19 protein-coding genes and 1 pseudogene are annotated in these 22,141 nt (G+C 70.4%); 12 read left to right on the top strand and 8 right to left on the bottom strand.

Features of this window, described 5'->3' with window-relative positions; all coding sequences use genetic code 11:
- The first annotated feature begins 92 nt into the window (after window positions 1-92).
- From ACLJPL_RS25460 to ACLJPL_RS25450, 3 genes and pseudogenes are all read left to right on the top strand, one after another.
- The gene (locus ACLJPL_RS25460) at window positions 93-539 is read left to right on the top strand and encodes an RrF2 family transcriptional regulator (protein ID WP_411083246.1); all 447 of its coding nucleotides are present in this window, start codon (window positions 93-95) and stop codon (window positions 537-539) included.
- A 105-nt stretch (window positions 540-644) separates the two neighbouring features.
- A pseudogene (locus tag ACLJPL_RS25455) lies at window positions 645-1,840 on the top strand (globin domain-containing protein).
- 33 nt (window positions 1,841-1,873) lie between these two features.
- Complete coding sequence (locus tag ACLJPL_RS25450) at window positions 1,874-2,803, top strand: 1-aminocyclopropane-1-carboxylate deaminase/D-cysteine desulfhydrase (protein WP_411083245.1); 930 nt, start codon at window positions 1,874-1,876, stop codon at window positions 2,801-2,803.
- Here ACLJPL_RS25450 and ACLJPL_RS25445 read toward each other — a convergent pair.
- Window positions 2,779-4,380 carry a Na+/H+ antiporter gene (locus ACLJPL_RS25445; protein WP_411083244.1) on the bottom strand — a complete coding sequence of 534 codons (1,602 nt, stop codon included), beginning with the start codon at window positions 4,378-4,380 and terminating at the stop codon, window positions 2,779-2,781. The genes ACLJPL_RS25450 and ACLJPL_RS25445 overlap by 25 nt on opposite strands.
- A gap of 34 nt (window positions 4,381-4,414) precedes the next feature.
- On the opposite strand from ACLJPL_RS25445, the gene ACLJPL_RS25440 reads away from it, so the two are divergent.
- The 3 genes from ACLJPL_RS25440 to ACLJPL_RS25430 all read left to right on the top strand — a co-directional run bounded on the left by ACLJPL_RS25440 (window position 4,415) and on the right by ACLJPL_RS25430 (window position 6,270).
- Window positions 4,415-4,675 (top strand): UBP-type zinc finger domain-containing protein, encoded by a 261-nt coding sequence (locus ACLJPL_RS25440; protein ID WP_411083243.1) that lies wholly within the window; start codon window positions 4,415-4,417, stop codon window positions 4,673-4,675.
- A 231-nt stretch (window positions 4,676-4,906) separates the two neighbouring features.
- The gene (locus ACLJPL_RS25435) at window positions 4,907-5,320 is read left to right on the top strand and encodes an anti-sigma regulatory factor (RefSeq protein ID WP_003966375.1); all 414 of its coding nucleotides are present in this window, start codon (window positions 4,907-4,909) and stop codon (window positions 5,318-5,320) included.
- Between the two features lie 23 nt (window positions 5,321-5,343).
- A complete protein-coding gene (locus ACLJPL_RS25430; RefSeq protein ID WP_411083242.1) occupies window positions 5,344-6,270 on the top strand; it encodes an RNA polymerase sigma factor SigF in 927 nt (308 codons plus the stop codon).
- Between the two features lie 160 nt (window positions 6,271-6,430).
- On the opposite strand, the gene ACLJPL_RS25425 is transcribed toward ACLJPL_RS25430, so the two are convergent.
- On the bottom strand, window positions 6,431-6,880 hold the full coding sequence (locus tag ACLJPL_RS25425) for a hypothetical protein (protein WP_411083241.1): 450 nt from the start codon (window positions 6,878-6,880) through the stop codon (window positions 6,431-6,433).
- Between the two features lie 317 nt (window positions 6,881-7,197).
- On the opposite strand from ACLJPL_RS25425, the gene ACLJPL_RS25420 reads away from it, so the two are divergent.
- Together ACLJPL_RS25420 and ACLJPL_RS25415 are read left to right on the top strand one after the other, a co-directional pair.
- Window positions 7,198-8,166 (top strand): diacylglycerol/lipid kinase family protein, encoded by a 969-nt coding sequence (locus ACLJPL_RS25420; RefSeq protein WP_411083240.1) that lies wholly within the window; start codon window positions 7,198-7,200, stop codon window positions 8,164-8,166.
- Window positions 8,167-8,485: 319 nt separating this feature from the next.
- The gene (locus tag ACLJPL_RS25415; protein ID WP_003953983.1) at window positions 8,486-8,743 is read left to right on the top strand and encodes a WhiB family transcriptional regulator; all 258 of its coding nucleotides are present in this window, start codon (window positions 8,486-8,488) and stop codon (window positions 8,741-8,743) included.
- Window positions 8,744-8,967: 224 nt separating this feature from the next.
- On the opposite strand, the gene ACLJPL_RS25410 is transcribed toward ACLJPL_RS25415, so the two are convergent.
- Both ACLJPL_RS25410 and ACLJPL_RS25405 read right to left on the bottom strand, forming a co-directional pair.
- Window positions 8,968-10,434: a sensor histidine kinase gene (locus ACLJPL_RS25410; protein ID WP_411083239.1), complete on the bottom strand. Its 1,467-nt coding sequence runs from the start codon at window positions 10,432-10,434 to the stop codon at window positions 8,968-8,970.
- Between the two features lie 632 nt (window positions 10,435-11,066).
- Entirely contained in the window at window positions 11,067-12,152 is a 1,086-nt protein-coding gene (locus ACLJPL_RS25405) for an SIS domain-containing protein (protein ID WP_411083238.1), read from the bottom strand.
- 185 nt (window positions 12,153-12,337) lie between these two features.
- On the opposite strand from ACLJPL_RS25405, the gene nagB reads away from it, so the two are divergent.
- On the top strand, window positions 12,338-13,123 hold the full coding sequence (gene nagB, locus ACLJPL_RS25400) for a glucosamine-6-phosphate deaminase (RefSeq protein WP_411083237.1): 786 nt from the start codon (window positions 12,338-12,340) through the stop codon (window positions 13,121-13,123).
- A 330-nt stretch (window positions 13,124-13,453) separates the two neighbouring features.
- Here nagB and ACLJPL_RS25395 read toward each other — a convergent pair whose 3' ends face one another.
- The 4 genes from ACLJPL_RS25395 to ACLJPL_RS25380 all read right to left on the bottom strand — a co-directional run bounded on the left by ACLJPL_RS25395 (window position 13,454) and on the right by ACLJPL_RS25380 (window position 18,271).
- Window positions 13,454-14,983, bottom strand: coding sequence for a glycoside hydrolase family 3 protein (locus ACLJPL_RS25395; protein WP_411083236.1), 1,530 nt, complete (start codon window positions 14,981-14,983; stop codon window positions 13,454-13,456).
- A gap of 9 nt (window positions 14,984-14,992) precedes the next feature.
- Window positions 14,993-15,853, bottom strand: coding sequence for a carbohydrate ABC transporter permease (locus ACLJPL_RS25390; RefSeq protein ID WP_411083235.1), 861 nt, complete (start codon window positions 15,851-15,853; stop codon window positions 14,993-14,995).
- Entirely contained in the window at window positions 15,850-16,854 is a 1,005-nt protein-coding gene (locus ACLJPL_RS25385) for a carbohydrate ABC transporter permease (RefSeq protein WP_411083234.1), read from the bottom strand. The genes ACLJPL_RS25390 and ACLJPL_RS25385 overlap by 4 nt, the downstream gene beginning before the upstream one ends.
- Before the next feature lie 118 nt (window positions 16,855-16,972).
- Window positions 16,973-18,271, bottom strand: coding sequence for a sugar ABC transporter substrate-binding protein (locus ACLJPL_RS25380; RefSeq protein WP_411083233.1), 1,299 nt, complete (start codon window positions 18,269-18,271; stop codon window positions 16,973-16,975).
- Between the two features lie 279 nt (window positions 18,272-18,550).
- Here ACLJPL_RS25380 and ACLJPL_RS25375 point away from each other — a divergent pair, with 279 nt between their 5' ends.
- The 3 genes from ACLJPL_RS25375 to ACLJPL_RS25365 all read left to right on the top strand — a co-directional run bounded on the left by ACLJPL_RS25375 (window position 18,551) and on the right by ACLJPL_RS25365 (window position 22,010).
- Window positions 18,551-19,315, top strand: coding sequence for a GntR family transcriptional regulator (locus tag ACLJPL_RS25375; protein ID WP_411083232.1), 765 nt, complete (start codon window positions 18,551-18,553; stop codon window positions 19,313-19,315).
- A 269-nt stretch (window positions 19,316-19,584) separates the two neighbouring features.
- The gene (locus tag ACLJPL_RS25370) at window positions 19,585-21,810 is read left to right on the top strand and encodes a carbon starvation CstA family protein (RefSeq protein ID WP_411083231.1); all 2,226 of its coding nucleotides are present in this window, start codon (window positions 19,585-19,587) and stop codon (window positions 21,808-21,810) included.
- Entirely contained in the window at window positions 21,807-22,010 is a 204-nt protein-coding gene (locus ACLJPL_RS25365; protein WP_411083230.1) for a YbdD/YjiX family protein, read from the top strand. The genes ACLJPL_RS25370 and ACLJPL_RS25365 overlap by 4 nt, the downstream gene beginning before the upstream one ends.
- Window positions 22,011-22,141: the final 131 nt, after the last annotated feature.

The following is a 22,141-nucleotide window of genomic DNA, read 5'->3' as shown; positions in this document are numbered from 1 at the left end:
ACTAATCGGCCTTCGGTCGGGGCATGTCGCCCCTCGTCGCTCCGCCGACCGCAAAACTTGAATCTTAGATACCACTTACCTAGGATCAAGCCATGCGGCTGACCAGATTCACCGATGTGGCGCTCCGCGTGCTCATGCGACTGGCGGTCGCCGAGGGCGCGGACCCGCCCACCACGCGCGAGGTGGCGGACGCCATGCGGGTGCCGTACACGCACGCGGCCAAGGTGGTGGCCCGCCTCCAGCACCTGGGCCTGCTCGACGCCCGCCGCGGCCGGGGCGGCGGCCTCGCCCTCACCGCGGCCGGGCGCTCCGCCTCGATCGGCGCTCTCGTGCGGGAGCTGGAGGGCACGGACGACGTCGTGGAGTGCGAGGGGGCCACCCCGTGCCCGCTGCGCTCCGCCTGCCGGCTGCGCGGCGCGCTGCGGCAGGCCCAGGACGCCTTCTACGCCTCGCTCGACCCGATCACCGTCGCCGATCTCGTCGCCTCCCCCACCGGCCCGCTGCTGCTCGGCATCGGCGGCGGCCCGCCCCCGGACTGAACCGGCCCCGCCCCGCCCACCGGCCCGCCCGCCCGAGCCAGGGGCGGGCTGCGCTCCGCCCAAAAATATGCATCCCGAATGCCCATTAAAGAGGAGTCCCTCGTCATGCTCTCCGACCGGTCCACCGCCACCGTCCGTGCCACCCTTCCCGTCGTCGGCGCGGCCATCGGGGACATCGCGGACCTCTTCTACCGCAAGCTCTTCGCGGCCCGCCCCGAGCTGCTGCGCGACCTGTTCAACCGGGGCAACCAGGCCACCGGCGACCAGCGCAGGGCCCTGGCCGGGTCCATCGCCGCCTTCGCCACCGCGCTGGTCGAACACCCCGGGGACCGGCCCGACGTGATGCTGGACCGGATCGCCCACAAGCACGCCTCGCTGGGGGTGACCCCCGAGCAGTACGAGGTGGTGCACACCCATCTCCTCGCCGCCATCGCCGACGTCCTGGGGGACGCCGTCACCCCTGAGGTCGCCGCGGCCTGGGACGAGGTCTACTGGCTGATGGCGAACGCCCTCATCGCCGTCGAGGCGCGGCTCTACGCCCAGCAGGGCGTCGAGGCGGGCGACGTGTGGCGACCGTGGGAGGTCGCCGCCCGGATCGAGGAGACCGAGGACGTCGCCACCTTCCACCTCCGCCCGGCGGACGGCGGTGACGCTCCCGCCTTCCGGCCCGGCCAGTACGTCTCCGTCCAGGTCGAACTGGCGGACGGGGCCCGGCAGATACGCCAGTACAGCCTCTCCTCCTCCCCGGCTCCCGGCTGCGCTCCATCACCGTGAAGCGGGTGCGCGGGGAGGCCGCCCCGGCGGGCGAGGTCTCCCACCACCTGCACGAGCGCACCCGCGCGGGCGACCGGCTGCGGGTCTCCGTCCCCTACGGGGACCTGGTCCTCGACCACCTGGACGCGCCACTGCTGCTGGCCTCGGCGGGGATCGGCTGCACGCCCATGCTGGCGATGCTGGAGTTCCTGGCCGAGCAGGGCCACGACCGCCCCGTCACGGTGGTGCACGGCGACCGCTCGCCCGCCGACCACGCCCTGCGCGCCCACCACGTCCGGCTGACGGAGACGCTCCCGGACGCCGAACCGCACTTCTGGTACGAGGCCCCGGAAGCCGGCCACCCGGCCCACCGCACCGGGCTCGTCGACCTGGACGGCATCACCGTGCTGCCCGGCACCCACGCCTATCTGTGCGGCCCGCTCCCCTTCATGCGCGCCGTCCGCACCCGGCTGCTCGACGCGGGGGTCCGCCCGGCCGACATCCACTACGAGGTGTTCGGCCCGGACCTCTGGCAGGCGAGCGCCTGAAGGAGAGCCGCCGCCGCGCGCCACAATGGAGGGGTGAACCGCCCGCCCCGCCCCGGCCCACTCCTGCGCCCCCAGGTGCCGTCCCCGCTGCACGAGGTCCACGACGACCGCTTCGTACGACGCGGGGTCGCCCTGCTCCTCAAGCGGGACGACCTGATCCACCCCGACCTGCCGGGCAACAAGTGGCGCAAGCTCCACCTCAACCTGGAGGCCGCCGCCGGGCGGACCGTGCTGACGTTCGGCGGGGCCTACTCCAACCACCTGCGGGCCACGGCGGCGGCCGGCCGGCTGCTCGGGTTCCCCACCATCGGCGTGGTGCGCGGCGACGAGCTCGCGCACCGGCCGCTCAACCCCTCGCTCGCCCGGTGCGCCGCCGATGGCATGCGGCTGCACTTCGTGGACCGTACGACCTACCGCGCGAAGGGCTCCCCCGAGGTCCTGGAGGGGCTGCTGAGGCTGTTCGGGGACGTCGAGGTGATCCCGGAGGGCGGCAGCAACGCCCTGGCCGCACAGGGCTGTGCAGCGCTGGGGCGGGAGTTGCGCGGGCACACCGATGTGGCGGCCGTGGCCTGCGGGACGGGCGGGACCCTGGCCGGGCTCGCCGCCGGGCTGGGCCCCGGGCAGCGCGCCCTGGGCGTTCCGGTGCTGCGCGGCGGCTTCCTCGGGGAGGCCGTCACCGCACTCCAGCGCGAGGCGTTCGGCGGCCCGGCCGGCCACTGGTCGCTGGACGAGCGCTTCACCTTCGGCGGCTACGCCCGTACGACCCCGGAACTGGGCGCCTTCGCCGCCGACTTCGAGGACCGGCACGGGCTGCCGGTGGAGCGGGTCTACGTCGCCAAACTGCTGTTCGCGCTGACGGCCCTGGCCGAGGAGAGGGCCTTCCCGGCGGGCGCACGGGTGAGCGCCGTCATCACCGGGCCTCCGCAGCCGCCGCCCGTTCAGGTGTCGTCCGACTCCCGGTAGGCCGCCGCCTCCTCCAGGTCCAGCCGGCGCAGCAGCGTACGCATCATCTCGTCGTCGATCCGCCGCTCGTCCCGGAGCCGGACGAAGACCTCCCGCTCGGCCTCGATCATCTCGCGGGCGAGCCTGCGGTAGGTGTCGTCCGCCGACTCCCCGGTGACCGGGTCGGCCGCCCCCAGCCGCTCCCACACGGCGTTGCGGCGGCGCTGGAGCACGGCGCGCAGCCGGTCGGCCAGCGGGGGCGGCAGGCTGTTGTGCGGGGCGGCGAGCAGCTCCTCCAGGCGGGCCTCGGCGGCGGCGGACGCCTCGCTCTGGGCCTGCGCCTCGATCAGCGTCTCGGCCTGCCGGTCGCGTCCCGGCAGCTTCAGTACGCGGACGAGCACGGGCAGGGTCAGCCCCTGGATCACCAGGGTGGAGATCACCGTGGTGAAGGTCAGGAACAGCACCAGGTTGCGGGCCGGGAACGGCTCGCCGTCGTGCGTGACCAGCGGGATGGAGAAGGCGACGGCGAGCGAGACGACCCCGCGCATGCCCGCCCAGCCGACGATCAGGGGCGCGGTCCAGTCGGTGCCCGGTTCCCGCTCCCGTACGCGCCGGGAGAGCCACCGGGGCAGATAGGTGGCCGGATAGACCCAGAGGAAGCGGACCACGACGACCGCGGCGAACACGATGGCCGCGTACCCGAACGCCTCCCTCCAGCCGCCCGCTTCGAGCCCCTTCAGCACGAAGGGCAGTTGCAGCCCGATCAGGGCGAAGACCGTGGACTCCAGGACGAAGGCGACCATCTTCCAGACCGCCTCCTCCTGGAGGCGGGTGGCGAAGTCCACCTGCCAGGAGCGGTGTCCCAGGTAGAGGGCGACGACGACCACGGCGAGGACGCCGGAGGCGTGCACCCGTTCGGCCGCCGCGTACGCCACGAACGGGATCAGAAGAGAGAGCGTGTTCTGGAGGAGTGCTTCTTTCAGGTGGGTGCGCAGCCAGTGCAGCGGCACCATCAGCAGCAGCCCGACCCCCACCCCGCCGACCGCCGCGAGCAGGAACTCCGCGATCCCCTCGCCCCAGCTCATCCCCTCCCCCACCGCTGCGGCGAGCGCCACCCGGAAGGCGGTGATCGCCGTGGCGTCGTTCACCAGGGACTCACCCTGAAGGATGGTCGTGACCCGCGCGGGAAGCCCCACCCGGCGGGCGATCGCGGCGGCCGTCACGGCGTCCGGCGGCGCGATGACCGCCCCCAGGACGAGCGCGGCGGTGAGCGGCAGCTCCGGGATCACGAGATACGCCAGCCAGCCCACCGCCATGGTCGCGAAGAGGGTGTAGCCCACGGAAAGCAGCGCCACCGGCCGGACGTTGGCCCGCAGATCCAGGTAGGAGCTGTCGACGGCCGCCGTATGGAGCAGGGGCGGCAGCAGCAGCGGGAGCACGATGTGCGCGTCCAGGTGGTACGTCGGAACGCCCGGCACCAGGCCCGCGACCAGGCCCACGGCGACCAGGATCAGCGGGGCGGGCACGGGGGTCCGGCGCGCCGCGCCGGCGACCGCCGCACTGGCCGCGACCAGCGCCACCAGCGGCAGGGCGTCCATGTCACCGTCCTCGCTCCGTCGTAACCTGCCCATCATGAGCGAGTGTCCGCACGTATCCGATCTGCCACGCCCCGAGCCCGCGCCGCTCGGGGATACCTGCCGCGAGTGCCTGGCGGCGGGCACGCACCCCGTGCAGTTGCGGCTCTGCCTGACCTGCGGGCACGTCGGCTGCTGCGATTCCTCGCCGCTGCGGCACGCCACCGCGCACTTCGAGGAGACCCGTCACCCGGTGATGCGGAGCTTCGAACCGGGCGAGCGGTGGCGCTGGTGCTTCGAGGACGGTTCGATCGTCTGACGTCTGGGTACGTCAATCCGGCGCTGGTTCTTCGTAATTGGACGCCGCAACCCCCTAGCCACTGTACGTACCCATGTGCTTACCATGAGTGACGGGTGCGGGGTGGGGTCCCGGCGACACTGCATCATGGATCCGATAGCGTCGCCGAGCTGAGAACCGTCGACCGACCGCATGGCTCCGGGCCACCCTTCCCGGAACCTCGAAAGAGTTTGTGCCACCTTGGAGGTGAGGGTGTCCCAGATCGCAGGCGAGCCCGGGAATCAGGACTTCGTGGAAGTCCGGCTGCCCGCTGCGGGTGCCTACCTGTCGGTGCTGCGAACGGCCACGGCCGGTCTCGCAGCGCGCTTGGACTTCACTCTCGACGAGATCGAGGATCTTCGCATCGCGGTCGACGAAGCCTGCGCGATCCTGCTTCAGCAGGCCGTGCCCGGCTCCGTCCTCAGCTGCGTCTTCCGTCTCGTCGACGACTCTCTCGAGGTGACGGTGTCGGCCCCCACGACGGACGGCCGCGCACCCGAGCGTGACACCTTCGCCTGGACGGTGCTCTCCGCACTGGCCGGCAAGGTCGACTCGACGGTCGCCGACGACCGTACGGTCAGCATCAGCCTCTACAAACAGCGCGGCGCGGGCCCCGGGCCGGCGTGAGCGAGGGGAACGGGGACGGTCCTGTGCGGGACGAGACGATCCGACCCGGGGTGGTGCGCCCAGCGGGCATCCCGGAGCAACAGGCCCGGCCGCATCCGGTGGACGGAGCGGACGGGTCCCAGGGGCTCAACGTCGCGGTGGAGCAGTCGCAGGCAGAGCGGGCGGGCCAGATGAGCGAGCACGGGCACCACGATCCACACGACCGCAGCGGGGCTCGGGCCCTGTTCATCGAGTTGCGGGAGCTTCCCGAGGGCTCGGCGGAGAAGGCGGAGCTGCGCAACCGGCTGGTCCGGATGCATCTGCCGCTCGTCGAGCACCTGGCCCGGCGCTTCCGCAACCGCGGGGAACCGCTGGACGACCTGACGCAGGTCGCCACCATCGGGCTGATCAAGTCGGTGGACCGGTTCGACCCGGACCGGGGCGTGGAGTTCTCGACGTACGCGACCCCCACGGTCGTCGGCGAGATCAAGCGCCACTTCCGGGACAAGGGCTGGGCGGTGCGGGTGCCGCGCCGGCTCCAGGAGCTGCGGCTGTCGCTGACCACGGCGACCGCGGAGCTCTCCCAGCAGCACGGCCGTTCACCGACCGTGCACGAGCTGGCCGAGCGGCTCGGCATCTCCGAGGAGGAGGTGCTGGAGGGGCTGGAGTCCGCCAACGCCTACAGCACGCTGTCGCTGGACGTGCCGGACACGGACGACGAGTCCCCGGCGGTCGCGGACACGCTGGGCTCGGAGGACGAGGCGCTGGAGGGCGTGGAGTACCGGGAGTCGCTCAAGCCGCTCCTGGAGGACCTGCCGCCGCGCGAGAAGCGCATCCTGCTGCTGCGCTTCTTCGGGAACATGACCCAGTCGCAGATCGCCCAGGAGGTCGGCATCTCGCAGATGCACGTCTCCCGGCTGCTGGCCCGCACCCTGGCCCAGTTGCGCGAACGCCTGCTCGTCGAGGAGTAGCCGGCCCCGGCCGTACGGGGATGGCCCGCGGCGAGCAGCCGTCGTCACGGGGACGCCCCGCGGCGAGCAGGCGACCGTACGGGCACGGCTCGGGGACCACGGGGACCACGGGTACGACTCGGGGGCCAGGAGACAACCGCACGGGCACGCCCTGCGGCGCTCAGGCGTCCGGGGTCGCCCCGGCCCCCCCGCGGATGCCCAGCACCTGGGCGGTCGCCGGGTTCAGGGCGAGCACCAGACCGGTCACGGCGACGCCCGCGAGCACGATTCCGGTGGGGATCAGCGCGCCCTGGGAGCGCAGCAGCGTCCAGGCCACCGGCAGCGCCATGATCTGGGTGATCAGCGCGGGGCCCCGGCCCCAGCTGCGCAGCAGCATCAGGCCACGGGCGGCCAGGAGCGGGATCGCGCCCAGCGCGATCAGGGTGACGCCGACCGTCTCCGCCTGCTGCGGGCTCTCGGGACGCCCGAGCACCCCCATGACCAGCAGCCAGATCCCGCCGATGGCGAGCGCCGCGCCTTCGAGGGCGTTGATCCCGGCGAGGACGGTGATCCTTCTCGGGCGCTCCGCCGCTGCGGGCGAGGGGGAGGACGAGGTCGCTTGAGTGCTCACGTCCTTCAGGTTGGCATCCCGGGGGGCCGGAAGTGAAGCCGGGGGGCGCGGGCGCGGCGTACGTCACGTACGGGGCGCGGTGGACGCTGGGTACGGGGCGCGGTGACCGGCCACGTGCACGGGAAGGGGTGCGCGCCACGCACGGCCGCGTACAGGGCGCGGTGGACGCCACGCACGGCGCGCACAGGGAGCGGCGCACATCGCTCACGAGAGTCGGCGCGCGTCGCGCACCGGCGCCGGTCACGCCCCGTGACCGGCCCTGAGCGCTGCGAACCGCGACTTCAGGGCCGAACCGCCCGGTAGGTACTCTGGCCAGCATGCGCGCACTCCTCGTGGTCAACCCGGCAGCTACCACCACCAGTGCCCGCACCCGTGACGTACTCATCCACGCCCTGGCCAGCGAGATGAAGCTCGAGGCGGTGACCACCGAGTACCGGGGGCACGCCCGGGACCTGGGGCGGCGGGCGGCCGACAGCGACGACATCGACCTGGTGGTCGCCCTCGGCGGCGACGGCACGGTGAACGAGGTCGTGAACGGGCTGCTGCACCGGGGCCCGGACGTGGACAGCCTGCCGAAGCTCGCCGTGGTCCCCGGCGGCTCCACCAACGTCTTCGCCCGCGCCCTGGGTCTGCCCAACGACGCGGTGGAGGCGACCGGCGCGATCCTGGACGCCCTGGAGAACCGGAGCGAACGCACGGTCGGCCTGGGTCTGGCCGCCGGCACTCCGGGCACCGAGGACGAGTCCGTACCCGAACGCTGGTTCACTTTCTGTGCCGGTCTCGGTTTCGACGCCGGAGTGATCGGCCGGGTCGAACAGAAACGCGAGCACGGCAAGCGTTCGACGCACGCGCTGTACGTACGCCAGGTGCTGCGCCAGTTCCTCAACGAGGCTCACCGCCGGCATGGCCAGATCACGCTGGACGTGCCCGGCCAGGACCCCGTCACCGACCTCGCGCTCTCCATAATCTGCAACACCGCCCCCTGGACCTACCTGGGCAATCGCCCGATGTACGCCTCCCCGAAGGCCACGTTCGACACCGCTCTGGACGTCCTCGGACTGAAGCGTCTGTCCACCTCGGCGGTGGCCCTGTACGGCACCCAGCTGCTCACTTCGAGCCCTGACAGAGGGCCGCGCGGGAAGCACGCCGTTTCACGGCATGACCTCACGGACTTCACCTTGCATTCAAAGGTTCCGCTGCCCTTCCAGATGGACGGCGACCACTTGGGGCTGCGTACGAGCGTGACGTTCACAGGCGTACGCCGTGCACTGCGTGTGATTGTGTGAGTGGAAGGGCCGAAAGTCCTTTAACTCGAACGTTTGGACTGGGCCCCACCCCTTAGAAGTGCGGCTGTGACCTAGTCGACACCGAGGAATCAAAAAAAACTTTCCAGAAGGGGTTGTATCCGCCGCCGAGGTTTGCGAATCTCTACATGGCGATCGGGACAGCCCGCAACACCGGCATCCGCTGAGAGCCAGAACCCCTCCTCACCTCACAGACCACAACCAGTTCATCTGGGAGTCGGCCCGTCATCTGCGGGGGGATTCGTGAAAGCGTTCACATTCACAAGCAACAAGCGTGTAATACCAAGGAGAGGTAGCAGCCATGGACTGGCGTCACAACGCCGTTTGTCGTGAGGAAGACCCCGAGCTGTTCTTCCCCATCGGCAACACCGGTCCTGCGCTGCTGCAGATCGAGGAAGCCAAGGCCGTCTGCCGTCGCTGCCCCGTCATGGAGCAGTGCCTGCAGTGGGCGCTCGAGTCCGGCCAGGACTCCGGCGTCTGGGGTGGCCTCAGCGAGGACGAGCGCCGCGCGATGAAGCGCCGTGCCGCTCGCAACCGGGCGCGTAACGCCAGCGCCTGACCGACGCCCCCACGAACACGCCTCAGCCCGGCGGCGCGCACAGAGCGTGCGCACAGCCCCGCCTTCGAGTCGCAGCGCGCAGTACCCCGGAGCGCATCGCATCGTGAGCATCACGGAGCGGGCCCGGACCGTCACCACGGTCCGGGCCCGCTCTGCTGTGTGCTGCCCCGTCAGCTCCCGGAATGGGCCCGTCAGTTCTTCGCCCGCCTGCCGGCCGTGTGCGGCTACTTGTCGGACCGGACCGGGAGGTCCAACACCACCTGGGTGCCGCGCTCGGGGGCCGGGACCATGCCGAAGGCGCCGCCCAACTCCCCCTCCACCAGCGTCCGTACGATCTGGAGCCCCAGATTGCCCGCCCGCTGCGGGTCGAACCCCTCGGGCAGGCCGCGGCCGTCGTCGGTGACGGTGATCAGCAGCCGGCCCTCGGTCGGGGAGCCGCCGCGCACGGCGGAGACCTCCACGGTGCCCTGGTCGGCCACCGTGAACGCGTGTTCCAGGGCGTTCTGAAGGATTTCGGTGAGGACCATGGAGAGCGGGGTGGCGACCTCCGCGTCGAGGATGCCGAAGCGTCCGGTGCGGCGGCAGGTCACCTTTCCGGGTGAGATCTCGGAGACCATCGCGATGACCCGGTCCGCGATCTCATCGAACTCGACCCGCTCGTCCAGATTCTGCGAGAGCGTCTCATGGACGATCGCGATCGAACCGACGCGCCGCACCGCCTCGTTGAGCGCCTCGCGCCCCTGTTCGGAATCCATCCGGCGGGCCTGGAGGCGCAGGAGGGCGGCCACCGTCTGAAGGTTGTTCTTCACCCGGTGGTGGATCTCCCGGATGGTCGCGTCCTTGGTGATCAACTCGCGTTCCCGGCGGCGCAGTTCCGTGACGTCCCGGAGCAGGACCAGGGAGCCGATGCGGACGCCCTTGGGCTTGAGCGGGATGGCCCGCAGCTGGATCACCCCGCCCGCGCACTCCACCTCGAACTCGCGCGGCGCGTATCCGCTGGCCACCTTGACCAGCGCCTCGTCCACCGGGCCCCGGGAGGGCGCCAGTTCGGCGGTGGTGGTGCCGAGGTGGTGGCCGACCAGGTCGGAGGCGAGGCCGAGACGGTGGTAGGCGGAGAGGCCGTTGGGGCTGGCGTACTGCACGACCCCGTCCGCGTCCAGCCGGATCAGGCCGTCGCCGACGCGCGGGGAGGCGTCCATGTCGACCTGCTGGCCGGGGAAGGGGAAGGACCCGGCGGCGATCATCTGGGCCAGGTCGGAGGCGGACTGGAGGTAGGTGAGCTCCAGCCGGGAGGGGGTGCGCACGGTGAGCAGGTTGGTGTTGCGGGCGATCACGCCGAGGACCCGGCCCTCACGGCGTACGGGGATGGACTCGACCCGTACGGGAACCTCCTCGCGCCACTCCGGGTCGCCCTCGCGCACGATCCGGCCCTCGTCCAGGGCGGCGTCCAGCAGCGGGCGGCGGCCGCGCGGCACCAGGTGGCCGACCATGTCGTCCTGGTAGGAGGTGGGGCCGGTGTTGGGGCGCATCTGGGCGACGGAGACGTACCGCGTGCCGTCGCGGGTGGGGACCCACAGCACCAGGTCGGCGAAGGAGAGGTCGGAGAGCAGTTGCCACTCCGAGACCAGCAGATGGAGCCACTCGAGGTCGGTGTCGCTCAGAGCGGTGTGCTGGCGGACGAGGTCGTTCATGGAGGGCACCTGTGGAGCGTACCCGGGGTTAACGGAAGTGTTCGAACCGATGAGCCCCGTGGGCCGTGCGGTGGGTGAGGGGGCCGCTGCCGCACGGGATGTCGATGGACAGGGGTCGGGGTGCGGCCGGAGAATGTCGTGCACATGGATGGACACGGGCAATTGGTCTAGTCCACAATGAGTTCACCAAGACCTCCGCTCTCCCCGCACAGGAGAGCGGACCGAGGCACCCGGCGCTCTCTGCCCTGACCGCGCCGGTGCCTCCAGTGGCCGGAGGCACCGCACACCGCCGGCCAGGTAGGGCCTGCCTTTTGGAACAGGCCGGATCAGCGAGCGGGGTCCGGTGCGTGCAGCTGCAAGGCGGAGGAGGGAGTCGACGCAGTGGGGTCTCCCCCGCTCGAGCTTGTCGAGAGCTCGGGGAAGTCGGCGACCGACGACAACGCCGCAGATGTGCGTGCCGGGGCCCGGGAGCCCGGCCTGTTCCGAAAGGCAGGCCCGCAGCTCCGGGCTGCGGTGCCGGGCGGGCTGAGGGTCCCGCTCCGGCGCCGTGGCCCGCGGGTGTTTCCGGGGGCTTTTCGCGTCCTGCGGTGACCAGCCCCCCGGCCCCTGCCCGCTCGGTGCGGCTCAGGTGCTCAGCGGGTCTCCGTGACCTTCGCCAGGGCGCGTGGGGAGTCCGGGTCCTGGCCGCGCGCGATGGTGACCTCGTACGCCAGCATCTGCAGCGGCAGGATCTCCAGGATCGGCTGCAACTCCTCCGGCACCCCCGACGTCGGCAGCGCGAAGCCCGCCGACGCCGCCTCCACCTGGGCCTTCGGGCCGACCACGAACAGGTCCGCGCCGCGCCCCCGCAGCCGGTCCAGCACCGGCTGGAGGGCCTCGCCGCCCCGGCCGTCGGTGACCACGGCGATCACCGGGGAGATGTTGTCGACCATGGCCAGCGGGCCGTGCAGCAGGTCGGCGCCCGAGTAGGAGAGAGCGGGGATGTAGCTGGTCTCCATGAGCTTCAGGGCCGCTTCCTTGGCCGTGGGGTAGCCGTAGCCGCGCGAGGTGATCACCATGCGTTCGGCGAAGCGGTAGCGCGAGGCGAGGGCCTTCACCTCGGCCCGGCGGCCCAGGATCGCGCCCGCCAGGTCGGGCAGGGCGGCCGCCGCGTCGGCGCCGTCGCCGCCGCCCAGGCCCTCCACGAAGAGGTAGAGGGAGAGCAGGGAGGCCGTGTACGTCTTGGTGGCCGGGAGCGCCTTCTCCGGGCCCGCCAGGATGTCGATGTGGTACTCGGAGACCGCCGCCAGCGCCGAGTCCGGGTTGTTGGTGACCGCGAGAGTGACCGCACCGGCCTCCCGGGCCGCCCGCGTGGAGGCCACCAGGTCCGGCGAACCGCCCGACTGACTGACGGTGATCACCAGGACGTCCCGCAGATCGGGCTTGGCCCCGTACGCCGTCGTGGTGGACATGGACGCGAGGCCGCAGGGCAGGCCGAGGCGGATCTCCAGCAGGTACTTCGCGTAGAGCGCCGCGTTGTCGGAGGTGCCGCGCGCGGTGAGCAGGACGAAGCGGGGCTTCCTGGCGGCGATCTCGGCGGCCACTTCGCGGATGCGGGGCGCGCCCTGTTCGAGGATGCGCCGGAGCATCGCCGGCTGCTCGGCCATCTCGCCGGACATGATGCGGCCGGGTACGTCGTCGTCCTGCTCGGCCCGGGCGGGCGGAGGGGTGGCGGACATGTCGGGTGCCTCCCGTGCGGTGTCGTCTACCGGACAAGTCGACCAGGCAATCCCGGGGGCCGCCAGCGGGCCGGGCGGGTGGACGGATGTGTGAGCAGTTCATCGCACGGCTGCCCGATTCTGCTAGATTGGGCCTTTGATTGGTCTATACCACAGGACCCTACTAGCAGATCGGCAGGCACAGCGTGGAAGTTGTCATCGTCCCGGACGCCACGGCAGGCGGCGAACTGATCGCGGAGGCCATCGCTTCTCTTCTCAGCCGCAAGCCCGACGCCCTGCTCGGCGTTGCCACCGGCTCCACCCCGCTGCCCGTCTACCGCGCGCTGGCCGCCAAGGTCGCCTCCGGGGCCGTCGACGCATCGCGCGCCCGCGTCTGCCAGCTGGACGAGTACGTCGGGCTGCCGGCGGACCACCCGGAGTCGTACCGCTCCGTCGTCCTGCGCGAGGTCGTCGAACCGCTCGGGCTCTCCGAGGCGTCCTTCATGGGCCCGGACGGCTCCGCCGAGGACATCCAGGCCGCCTGCGAGGCGTACGACCGGGCGCTGGCGGAGGCCGGCGGGGTCGACCTGCAGCTGCTGGGCATCGGCACGGACGGACACATCGGCTTCAACGAGCCGTGCTCCTCGCTCGCCTCGCGCACCCGGATCAAGACGCTGACCCAGCAGACCCGGGTGGACAACGCGCGCTTCTTCGACGACGACATCGACCAGGTGCCGCACCACGTGATCACGCAGGGCATCGGGACGATCCTGGACGCCCGTCACCCGATCCTGCTGGCCACCGGGGAGGGCAAGGCGGAGGCCGTCGCCCAGATGGTGGAGGGGCCGGTCGCCGCGGTCGTGCCCGCCTCGGCGTTGCAGTTGCACCCGCACGTGACGGTGGTCGTGGACGAGGCCGCCGCGTCGAAGCTGAAGCTGGCGGACTACTTCCGCGCCACGTATGCGGCGAAGCCGGTGTGGCAGGGGTTGTAGGGCCTGTACGCCTACGGCCGAGGGCCGGGACACCTGATGGTGTCCCGGCCCTCGGCCGTCGTGCCGCCCGTCCGGCGAGAGGCTTTGTCCTCAATCGCCGGACGGGCTTGGTGTGGCCGGCCCGAGGCTTGGTCACCGCGGGACGGGCTTGATGTGGCCGGCCCCAGGCTTGGTCACCGCGGGACGGGCTTGAATGGGCCGGTCCCAGGCTTGGTCACCCCAGGACGGGCTTGAATGGGCCGGCCCCACCTGCCCTGTCCTCAATCGCCGGACGGGCTTGGTGTGGCCGGCCCCAGGCTTGGGCACCGCCGGACGGGCTTGATGTGGTCGTCAGCCCTTCGTGCCCGTGACCGCCTCTACCGCTGCCAGGCCGCAGACGCGGGACGCGCCGTGGGTTGCCACGTGCAGGGCTCCCCGGGGTTCTGACTCGGGGAGGCCCATCTCGACCACGATCGTGTCCGGGCGCGCCGCCAGCAGCGCGTCCAGCGCGTCGGCCATCCAGGCGTGCCGGTGCACGTCGCGGACGACGGCGACGACGCGCCGCTCCCCCGCCGCGGCCAGGATCTCGGCGGCCGGGTCGGTGTTCGCGCCGGTGTAGGTGTCCGCGCCGGTGCCGGGCAGGACCCGGCCCAGTTCGGCGGCGATGCCCCAGGGGGTCTCGGCGCCGACCGCGATGTTCGCCACCGGGCCGAACTCCGCGACGTACCCCGGTTCGGTCAGCAGGTCGCCGGAGCCGGTGACCCTGACCGCGCGGCGGGCGGCCACCAGGCCGATGTCGGAGCTGACTCCGGTGCCGGGCGCGGTCCCCTCCTGCACTTCCGCGCCCGGCTCCGGAACGTCCCCCCGGGCCCCGCGCGTCCAGGACGCGAGGGCTCGTACACGGGCGGCCGCGTCCGCGAGCCGCTCCTCGGGCAGTTCCCCGCTGCGCACCGCCGCGACGAGGGCGTCGCGCAGCCGCAGCACCGTCTCCTCGTCGGCCAGCCCGCCGCCGACGCAGATGGCGTCGGCGCCTGCGGCGATCGCGAGGACCGATCCGCGCTCGATGCCGTAGGTCTTGGAGATGGCGTCCATCTCCATGCCGTCCGTGACGATCAGGCCGTCGTAGCCCAGCTCCTGGCGCAGCAGACCGGTGAGGATCTGCGGGCTCAGGGTCGCCGGGCGGTCCGGGTCGAGTGCGGGAAGCAGGATATGCGCGCTCATCACCGATTTGGAACCCGCGGCGATGGCTGCCCGGAAAGGCAGCAGTTCACGGGCGTGCAGGGTGTCGAGGTCCACATCGATGCGGGGCAGCGCGTGGTGCGAGTCGACCGCGGTGTCGCCGTGACCGGGGAAGTGCTTGGTGCAGGCGGCGACGCCGGCGGCCTGGAGGCCCTCGACGTACGCGGCGGTGTGCCGGGCGACCAGCCGGGTGTCGGCGCCGAAGGAGCGTACGCCGATGACCGGGTTGCCCGGGTTGGAGTTGACGTCGGCGGACGGTGCCCAGTTGAGGTTGACGCCGCACTCGGCGAGCCGGCGGCCCAGCTCCTGGGCGACGGCCCGGGTGAGGTGGACGTCGTCGACCGAGCCGAGGGCGAAGTTGCCGGGGAACGAGGAGCCGTGCCTGACCTCCAGGCGGGTCACGTCGCCGCCCTCCTCGTCGATCGCGACGAGGACGTCGTCCCGCTCGGAGCGCAGCCGCGCGGTGAGGGCGGCGAGCTGCTCGGGCGAGTCGATGTTGCGGCCGAACAGCCCGACCGAGGCGAGGCCCTCACCGACGCGGCGCAGCAGCCAGTCCGGCGCGGTCGTTCCGGTGAAGCCGGGCTGGAGCACGGCGAGCGCGTCGCGCGTCACGGTGTCCGTGGTGGAAACGAGGGTGGTCATGGGCCCGCACTATCCCTTCACGGCGCCGGAAGTGAGACCTGCGGCCATCTTCTTCTGGATGATCATGAAGAAGATGACGACGGGCAGGGCGATCATGGTCGAGGCCGCCATGAGGGCGCCGTAGTCCGTTCCGCGCTCGGTGGTGAACGTCATCAGCCAGACGTTGAGCGTGTACTTGGAGTTGTCGTTGATCAGGATGTACGCGAAGAGGTACTCGTTCCACGCGTTCACCAGGGCGAAGATCGACGCGGCGGCGAGCCCGGGGGCCAGCAGCGGGAAGATCACCCGGCGGAACGCTTGGAAGCGGGTGCAGCCGTCCACCATCGCGGACTCCTCCAGCTCCACCGGGATGTTCACGACGAAGCCGCGGATCATGATGGTGGCGAAGGGCAGCGTGGAGACCAGGTAGACGACGATCAGGCCCCAGTACTCGTCGATCCCGCCCATCGCGTTGAGCTGGGCGTAGATCGGGATGAGCATCGCCGTGGGCGGCAGCATCTGGACCAGGATCATGACCAGCAGGATGGCCTTGCGGCCGAAGAACCGGAACCGGCCGATCGCCAGGGCCGCCAGCGTCGCGATGATCATGCCGCCGAGCACCGCGGTGCCGGCGACGATCAGGCTGGACTGGATGGCGGTGACGAAGTTCTGCTGCTCGGTGGCCCGGACGAAGTTGTCCAGGGTGAACGAGGAGGGCCACAGGGTCTGGTCGTAGCTGCGGATCTCGTGGTTGGGCCGCAGGGCGCTGATGATCAGCCAGTAGACCGGGAAGATCATGACCGCGGCGATGCCGAGGCCGATGATGTCGAGGTGCAGCCGGCTCTTCTTGCGGTCGGGACGCAGCGCCTGTGTTTCGGTCGTGCTGCTCATTCGACCTCTCCCGTCTTCATGAGCTGGCGCAGGTAGTACACGGCCACGCCGGACAGCAGCAGCACCGTGATGAGGGCGATCGCGGTGCCCTGGCTGAAGGACGTGGACTCGAACGCCTTGGAGTAGGAGTAGAGGCCGAGCGTCTTGTACTCCGGCTCCGGCTTGTTGCCGCGCAGCAGCCAGATCTGGCCGAAGACGTTGAAGTCCCAGATCACCGAGAGGGTGGCGACCATGGTGAAGACCGGCTTGATGACCGGCCAGGTGACGTACTTGTAGATGCCGTACGCGCTGGCGCCGTCGAGCGACGCCGCTTCCTCCAGCTCCTGGGGGACCTGGGTGAGGGCGGCGTACAGGGTGACGACGACGAACGGGATGGCGCCCCAGACGACGAGCAGGGTGATGATGCCGAAGCCCTGGACGGGGTTGAGGTACCAGTTGTGCCCGAGCCAGTCCTCGCCGACGACCTTGGCGATCAGGGTGTTGAGCAGGCCGTAGTCGGAGTCGGCCATGAACCGGAAGATCGAGGCGGCGACCATCAGCGGCATCGACCAGGCGGCGATCAGGGCGACCGTCAGGACGAGCCGGACCCAGGTGGAGAGCTTGCGCATGAGCAGGGCGACGAGGAGCCCGATGCCCATGGTCAGCGTCACACAGACGGCCATGAAGGCCACTGTGCGGAAGGTGACCCACCAGAACTCGGGGTCGCTGAGGATGTTGGTGAACTGCTCGAAGCCCACCCACGGGGCGGGCTCGCCCGACCACAGCTCACGCCGGCCCATGTCCTGGAAGGACATGACTACCGTCTTGCCCAGCGGGTAGAGGTAGACGGCGGCGATCGCCACGATCGCCGGGAGGATCAGGAAGTAGGGGAGAAGTGCGCCCTTCTTCCGTCTCGTCTTCTGTGCCCGGGGGGCGTCGTCGGTGGACGACTTCCCGGTCGGCTGCGGGTCGGGTGGTACGGGGACCGGCGGCCCGACGGCCTTGGTATCAGCGGCAGACACGTGGCTGACCTTCCATCGCGGGTCCGGGGCGGGCCCCGGAATTCACGGCGTGCACTTCTGGAAAGGAGCGGGGGCCCGGCACTGCGCCGGACCCCCGCCTGGCGATCGGAAGGAAGGGTCAGGATTCCTTGTTGATCAGCGCGTTGACCTTGTCGTCGGCCGTCTTGGTGGCGTCGGCGACGGAGGTGCCCTTGAGGATCTCGAGGAGCAGGTTCTCCAGGATCTCCTCCTTCTCGACCGAGGCCCAGCCCGGCGCGATCGGCGTGAACCAGGCGTCCGGCACCGCGTTGGCGATGGCGGCGGTCTCCGGCTTGCTCTTCAGCGGCTCGAGCTGCTTCTCGTTGTTCGGAAGGACGTTCTTCGACGCGAGGACCTCGCCGCCCTTCGCGTTGGTGAAGAGGGCGATCCACTCCTCGCCCAGGTCCTGCTTCTTGGACTTGGAGATCGTCGCCAGGTCCGAGCCGCCGATGAAGGACGGGAGGGCCTTGCCCTCGGGGCCGGGCATACCGGCCGTCGCGATCGACTTCTCGAGCTTGGGGTTGCCGTTCTCGCCGCCCCAGACGCTGCCGGCCTCCCACGCCTGGCCGTAGATCACGGCGGCCTTCTCGTTGGCCATGACGTTGGCGTGGTCCTGCTCGTCCTTCAGCTGGTCGCCCTTGTTGTACTTCTTGACCAGGTTGATGAAGTGCTCAAGGCCCTTCTGCGCCTCCGGGGTGGAAAGCGTGGACTTCCACTCCTTGGCCCCCTCGTCGTACTTGGCTATCTGGCCACCGTAGGCGGCGACGTAGGACATCGCGGCGTACCAGTAGCGGCCCGGGAGGTACAGCGTGGAGGCGCGCTTGTCCTTCTTGCCGAGCTCGGCGGAGACCTTGTCCATCGCCGCGAGGAACTCGTCCTCGGTCTGCGGGAGCTCGTCGCTGCCGGTGCCGGCCTTCAGCATGTCCTTGTTGTAGACGGCCAGACGGGCGCTGGCGTAGTAAGGAACACAGTAGGTCTTGCCCTCGAAGGTGCACGTGTCCTTCAGACCCTTGATCCAGGTGTCCGAGTTCTCGTACTTCTTGGGGTCGATTTCCCCGAGCGCACCATTCAGGATGTACTGCATGGTCTCGGTGTTGCCGAGTTCGACGACGTCGGGGAATTTGTCGCCGGCGAGGGAGGTGTCAAGCTTCTTGACCTTGTCGGCCCACTGCTGGTACTGAACCTTGACCTTGACGTTCGGGTACTTCTTGTTGAACTCGGCGTTGACGTCCTTGACCAGCTCCGGCCAGGTCGAGCGGGCCTCGCCCATGAGCCAGACGGTCAGGTCTTCCTTGCGGTCCTTCGGGTCCTGCGACGATGCCTTGTCGTCAGTACCGCACGCCGCGACCGAAACCAACATGCCCGCGACACCGATAGCCGCGATGAGCTTGCGCTTCACGTCAAACCCTCCTCAGGGATGCTGCAACCCCACCCACCGCGAAGTCATTCGACGAGTTCTGCTGGGGCTGGACCTGGTCTTTAATGGTTTAGACCAGTACCGGGAGCTTGGCCTAGACCTTTAGGGGTGTCAAGGGTGTATAAGAAGTGCACTCGCGTCCGTTATAGGACCGACACCTAAGGGAGGGCGACGACCCGTGAGCCGACCGTGCCACCATGTGAGCCGCGACAGACGGAGGAGCCGGTGACGGCAGCAACGCAAGCGTCGGAAAGGCGGGCCATGGGCGCCGACGGGGGCAGTTCGGGGAGCGAGACCGGCAACGGTACGCGCACCGCGCGCGTACCGAAGTACTACCGGCTCAAGCGGCATCTCCTCGACATGACCGACACCCTGCCGCCCGGCACCCCGGTGCCGCCCGAGCGCACGCTGGCGGCCGAGTTCGACACCTCGCGCACCACCGTGCGCCAGGCCCTCCAGGAGCTGGTCGTCGAGGGCCGGCTGGAGCGGATCCAGGGCAAGGGGACGTTCGTCGCCAAGCCGAAGGTCTCCCAGGCCCTCCAGCTGACCTCGTACACCGAGGACATGCGCGCCCAGGGCCTGGAGCCGACGTCCCAGCTGCTCGACATCGGCTATGTGACGGCGGACGACACGCTCGCCGGGCTGCTGGACATCTCCACGGGCGGCCGTGTGCTGCGGATCGAGCGGCTGCGGCTCGCCAGCGGGGAGCCGATGGCGATCGAGACCACCCATCTTTCGGCCAAACGCTTCCCGGCGCTGCGCCGTTCGCTGGTGAAGTACACCTCTCTCTACACCGCGCTCGCCGAGGTGTACGACGTCCGTCTCGCCGAGGCCGAGGAGACCATCGAGACCTCGCTCGCCACCCCTCGTGAGGCGGGGCTGCTGGGTACGGACGTAGGTCTGCCGATGCTGATGCTCTCCCGTCATTCGGTCGACGGCCAGGGCGAACCCGTGGAGTGGGTGCGTTCGGTGTACCGGGGCGACCGGTACAAGTTCGTGGCCCGCCTCAAGCGGCCGACAGGCTGAGGAAACCGCCGCCCCACCGAGGGAACGCGGCGCACGGACAGGCGGTGGCCCGGGGATCTCCTCCCCGGGCCACCGCCTGTTTTCGGTCATCCCAGGTGGGGCCGGTCCGGGTGAACCGATCCGTCCTCCCGTCCGTGTCCCTACTGCGGAACTTCGGTGGAGACATCGGGGATGCGCGACCGGTATGCGGACAGGGGTTCCGGACGGCGGTCGCAGCACCTAGATTTCGCGCACGTTACGACAGTGATCACGCGAGGGGACGGATCGATATGCCGGAATCGCCCACACCAGCACCACCGGTTCCACAGACGTCAGGACGGCGGCCGCTGACCCCGAAGTCCATCGTCGTCTGGAGCCTCGTCGCCCTCGTCGGCGCCATCGGCTGGGCCACCCTCGCGCTCTCGCGCGGTGAGGAGGTCTCCGCCGCCTGGATGCTGGCGGCGGCCCTCGGCTCGTACGCCATCGCGTACCGCTTCTACTCCCGGTTCATCGCGAACCGGGTGCTGAAGGCCGACAAGAACCGCGCGACCCCCGCCGAACTGCTGGACAACGGCGTCGACTTCCACCCCACCGACCGCCGGGTCCTGTTCGGCCACCACTTCGCCGCCATCGCCGGGGCGGGCCCGCTGGTCGGTCCCGTGCTCGCCGCGCAGATGGGCTATCTGCCCGGCACGATCTGGCTCGTCGTCGGCGTCATCTTCGCCGGCGCCGTCCAGGACATGGTGACGCTCTTCTTCTCCACCCGCCGCAACGGCCGTTCGCTCGGCCAGATCGCGCGGGACGAGATCGGCCCGGTCGGCGGCGTCGCCGCCCTGGTCGCGGTGTTCGTCATCATGATCATCCTGCTCGCGGTCCTCGCGCTGGTCATCGTGAACGCGCTCGCCCACTCGCCCTGGGGCGTCTTCTCCATCGGCATGACGATCCCGATCGCCCTCTTCATGGGCGTCTACCTGCGCATCCTGCGGCCCGGAAAGGTCAGCGAGGTGTCGGTCATAGGCGTGGCGCTGCTGCTGCTCGCGATCGTCGCGGGCGGCTGGGTGGCCGAGTCGTCGTGGGCGGACTTCTTCACCCTGGAACCGGGCACGCTGGTCATCTGGATGATCGTGTACGGGTTCCTCGCCTCGGTGCTCCCCGTGTGGCTGCTGCTGGCCCCGCGCGACTACCTCTCCACCTTCATGAAGGTCGGCACGATCGGGCTGCTGGCCCTCGGCGTGGTCGTCGCGATGCCGACGCTGAAGATGCCCGCGGTCACCGACTTCGCCACCAGCGGCGCGGGCCCGGTCTTCGCCGGTTCGATGTTCCCGTTCGTCTTCATCACCATCGCCTGCGGCGCGCTCTCCGGCTTCCACTCCCTGGTCTCCTCGGGCACCACCCCGAAGATGGTCCAGAAGGAGACGCAGATCCGGATGATCGGCTACGGCGCGATGCTGACCGAGTCGTTCGTGGCGATCATGGCGATGATCGCCGCCTGCATCATCGACCCCGGCCTCTACTTCGCCATCAACGCGCCGGTCGGCGTGATCGGCGACAGCGTCCAGTCCGCGTCCGAGGCGGTGGCCAACTTCGGCTTCACCATCACCCCGGACGCCCTGGCCCAGGCCGCCAAGGACGTCGAGGAGCAGAGTCTGCTCTCCCGGACCGGCGGCGCGCCGACGTTCGCGCTCGGGATGGCGGAGATCTTCTCGGCGGTCATCGGTGGCACGGCCATGAAGGCGTTCTGGTACCACTTCGCCATCATGTTCGAGGCACTGTTCATCCTCACCACCGTGGACGCCGGCACCCGGGTCGGGCGCTTCATGCTCCAGGACATGCTGGGCAACGTCTACAAGCCGTTCCGCCAGGTCAGCTGGAAGCCGGGCGTCTGGTTCGCCAGCGCCGTGGTCGTCGGCGGCTGGGGCTACTTCCTCTGGGTCGGCGTGCACGACCCGCTGGGCGGCATCAACCAGCTCTTCCCGCTCTTCGGCATCGCCAACCAGCTGCTGGCCGCCGTCGCACTCGCCGTCTGCACCACGCTGCTCGTCAAGTCCGGCCGGCTGAAGTGGGCGTGGGTCACCGCGGTCCCGCTCGCCTGGGACGTGGCGGTCACCCTCACCGCGAGCTGGCAGAAGATCTTCTCGCCGGACGTGAAGGTGGGCTTCTTCGCCCAGCGCGACAAGTACCAGGCGGGCATCGACGCGGGCGAGGTGCTGGCGCCCGCCAAGAACATGGACGACATGCGGACCGTCGTCACCAACTCCACCGTCGACGGCGTGCTGTGCGCCCTCTTCGCCGTCCTCATCATCGTGGTGCTCGTGGACGCCGGCCGGGTCTGCTTCAACGCGATCCGCGACCCGGAGAGCGTCAAGCTCCACGAGACGCCGTACGTCGAGTCCAAGCTCGTCGCCCCCGCCTCCATCTTCGCCACCAAGGAGGAGAAGGCCGAGCTGATCGCGGCGGGCGTCGGCCCCGAGGGCGGCATCCGCAAGGAGTCGGCGGGGACCGGGAGCCGGACATGACCGTCGCGGACGTACGGAGGGTGGCGGGGCGGATCCGCTGGTACGTCCGTGAGCTGACCGGCGAGTCGGTGTACGACCGGTACGTGGCGCACGCCAGGTCCCACGATCCGGACACGCCGGTGATGACCCGCCGCGCCTTCGAGCGGAGCCGTATGGACGCCCGCGAGGCGGACCCCCGCGAGGGCTTCCGCTGCTGCTGACCACCACCGGCCGATCGGGGCCGTCGCACCCCTTCCAAGGGCGCGGCGGCCCCTTTTCGCGGCCTCGGAAGGGGGCGTACGTACGCCGCCGATACGGAAAAAGGCGGGCGAAGAAACCAGACCGTCACACC

The sequence above is a fragment of the Streptomyces sp. cmx-18-6 genome (assembly GCF_046548915.1).
Classification (GTDB): domain Bacteria; phylum Actinomycetota; class Actinomycetes; order Streptomycetales; family Streptomycetaceae; genus Streptomyces.
This window is presented reverse-complemented; position numbering and strand designations above follow the sequence as displayed.

Coding starts and splice junctions, on each gene's coding strand:
- ACLJPL_RS25460 (WP_411083246.1), top strand. CDS start 93: ATGCGGCTGACCAGATTCACCGATGTGGCGCTCCGCGTGCTCATGCGA.
- ACLJPL_RS25445 (WP_411083244.1), bottom strand. CDS start 4,380: ATGGACGCCCTGCCGCTGGTGGCGCTGGTCGCGGCCAGTGCGGCGGTC.
- ACLJPL_RS25440 (WP_411083243.1), top strand. CDS start 4,415: ATGAGCGAGTGTCCGCACGTATCCGATCTGCCACGCCCCGAGCCCGCG.
- ACLJPL_RS25420 (WP_411083240.1), top strand. CDS start 7,198: ATGCGCGCACTCCTCGTGGTCAACCCGGCAGCTACCACCACCAGTGCC.
- ACLJPL_RS25415 (WP_003953983.1), top strand. CDS start 8,486: ATGGACTGGCGTCACAACGCCGTTTGTCGTGAGGAAGACCCCGAGCTG.
- ACLJPL_RS25410 (WP_411083239.1), bottom strand. CDS start 10,434: ATGAACGACCTCGTCCGCCAGCACACCGCTCTGAGCGACACCGACCTC.
- ACLJPL_RS25405 (WP_411083238.1), bottom strand. CDS start 12,152: ATGTCCGCCACCCCTCCGCCCGCCCGGGCCGAGCAGGACGACGACGTA.
- ACLJPL_RS25395 (WP_411083236.1), bottom strand. CDS start 14,983: ATGACCACCCTCGTTTCCACCACGGACACCGTGACGCGCGACGCGCTC.
- ACLJPL_RS25390 (WP_411083235.1), bottom strand. CDS start 15,853: ATGAGCAGCACGACCGAAACACAGGCGCTGCGTCCCGACCGCAAGAAG.
- ACLJPL_RS25375 (WP_411083232.1), top strand. CDS start 18,551: ATGGGCGCCGACGGGGGCAGTTCGGGGAGCGAGACCGGCAACGGTACG.
- ACLJPL_RS25370 (WP_411083231.1), top strand. CDS start 19,585: ATGCCGGAATCGCCCACACCAGCACCACCGGTTCCACAGACGTCAGGA.
- ACLJPL_RS25365 (WP_411083230.1), top strand. CDS start 21,807: ATGACCGTCGCGGACGTACGGAGGGTGGCGGGGCGGATCCGCTGGTAC.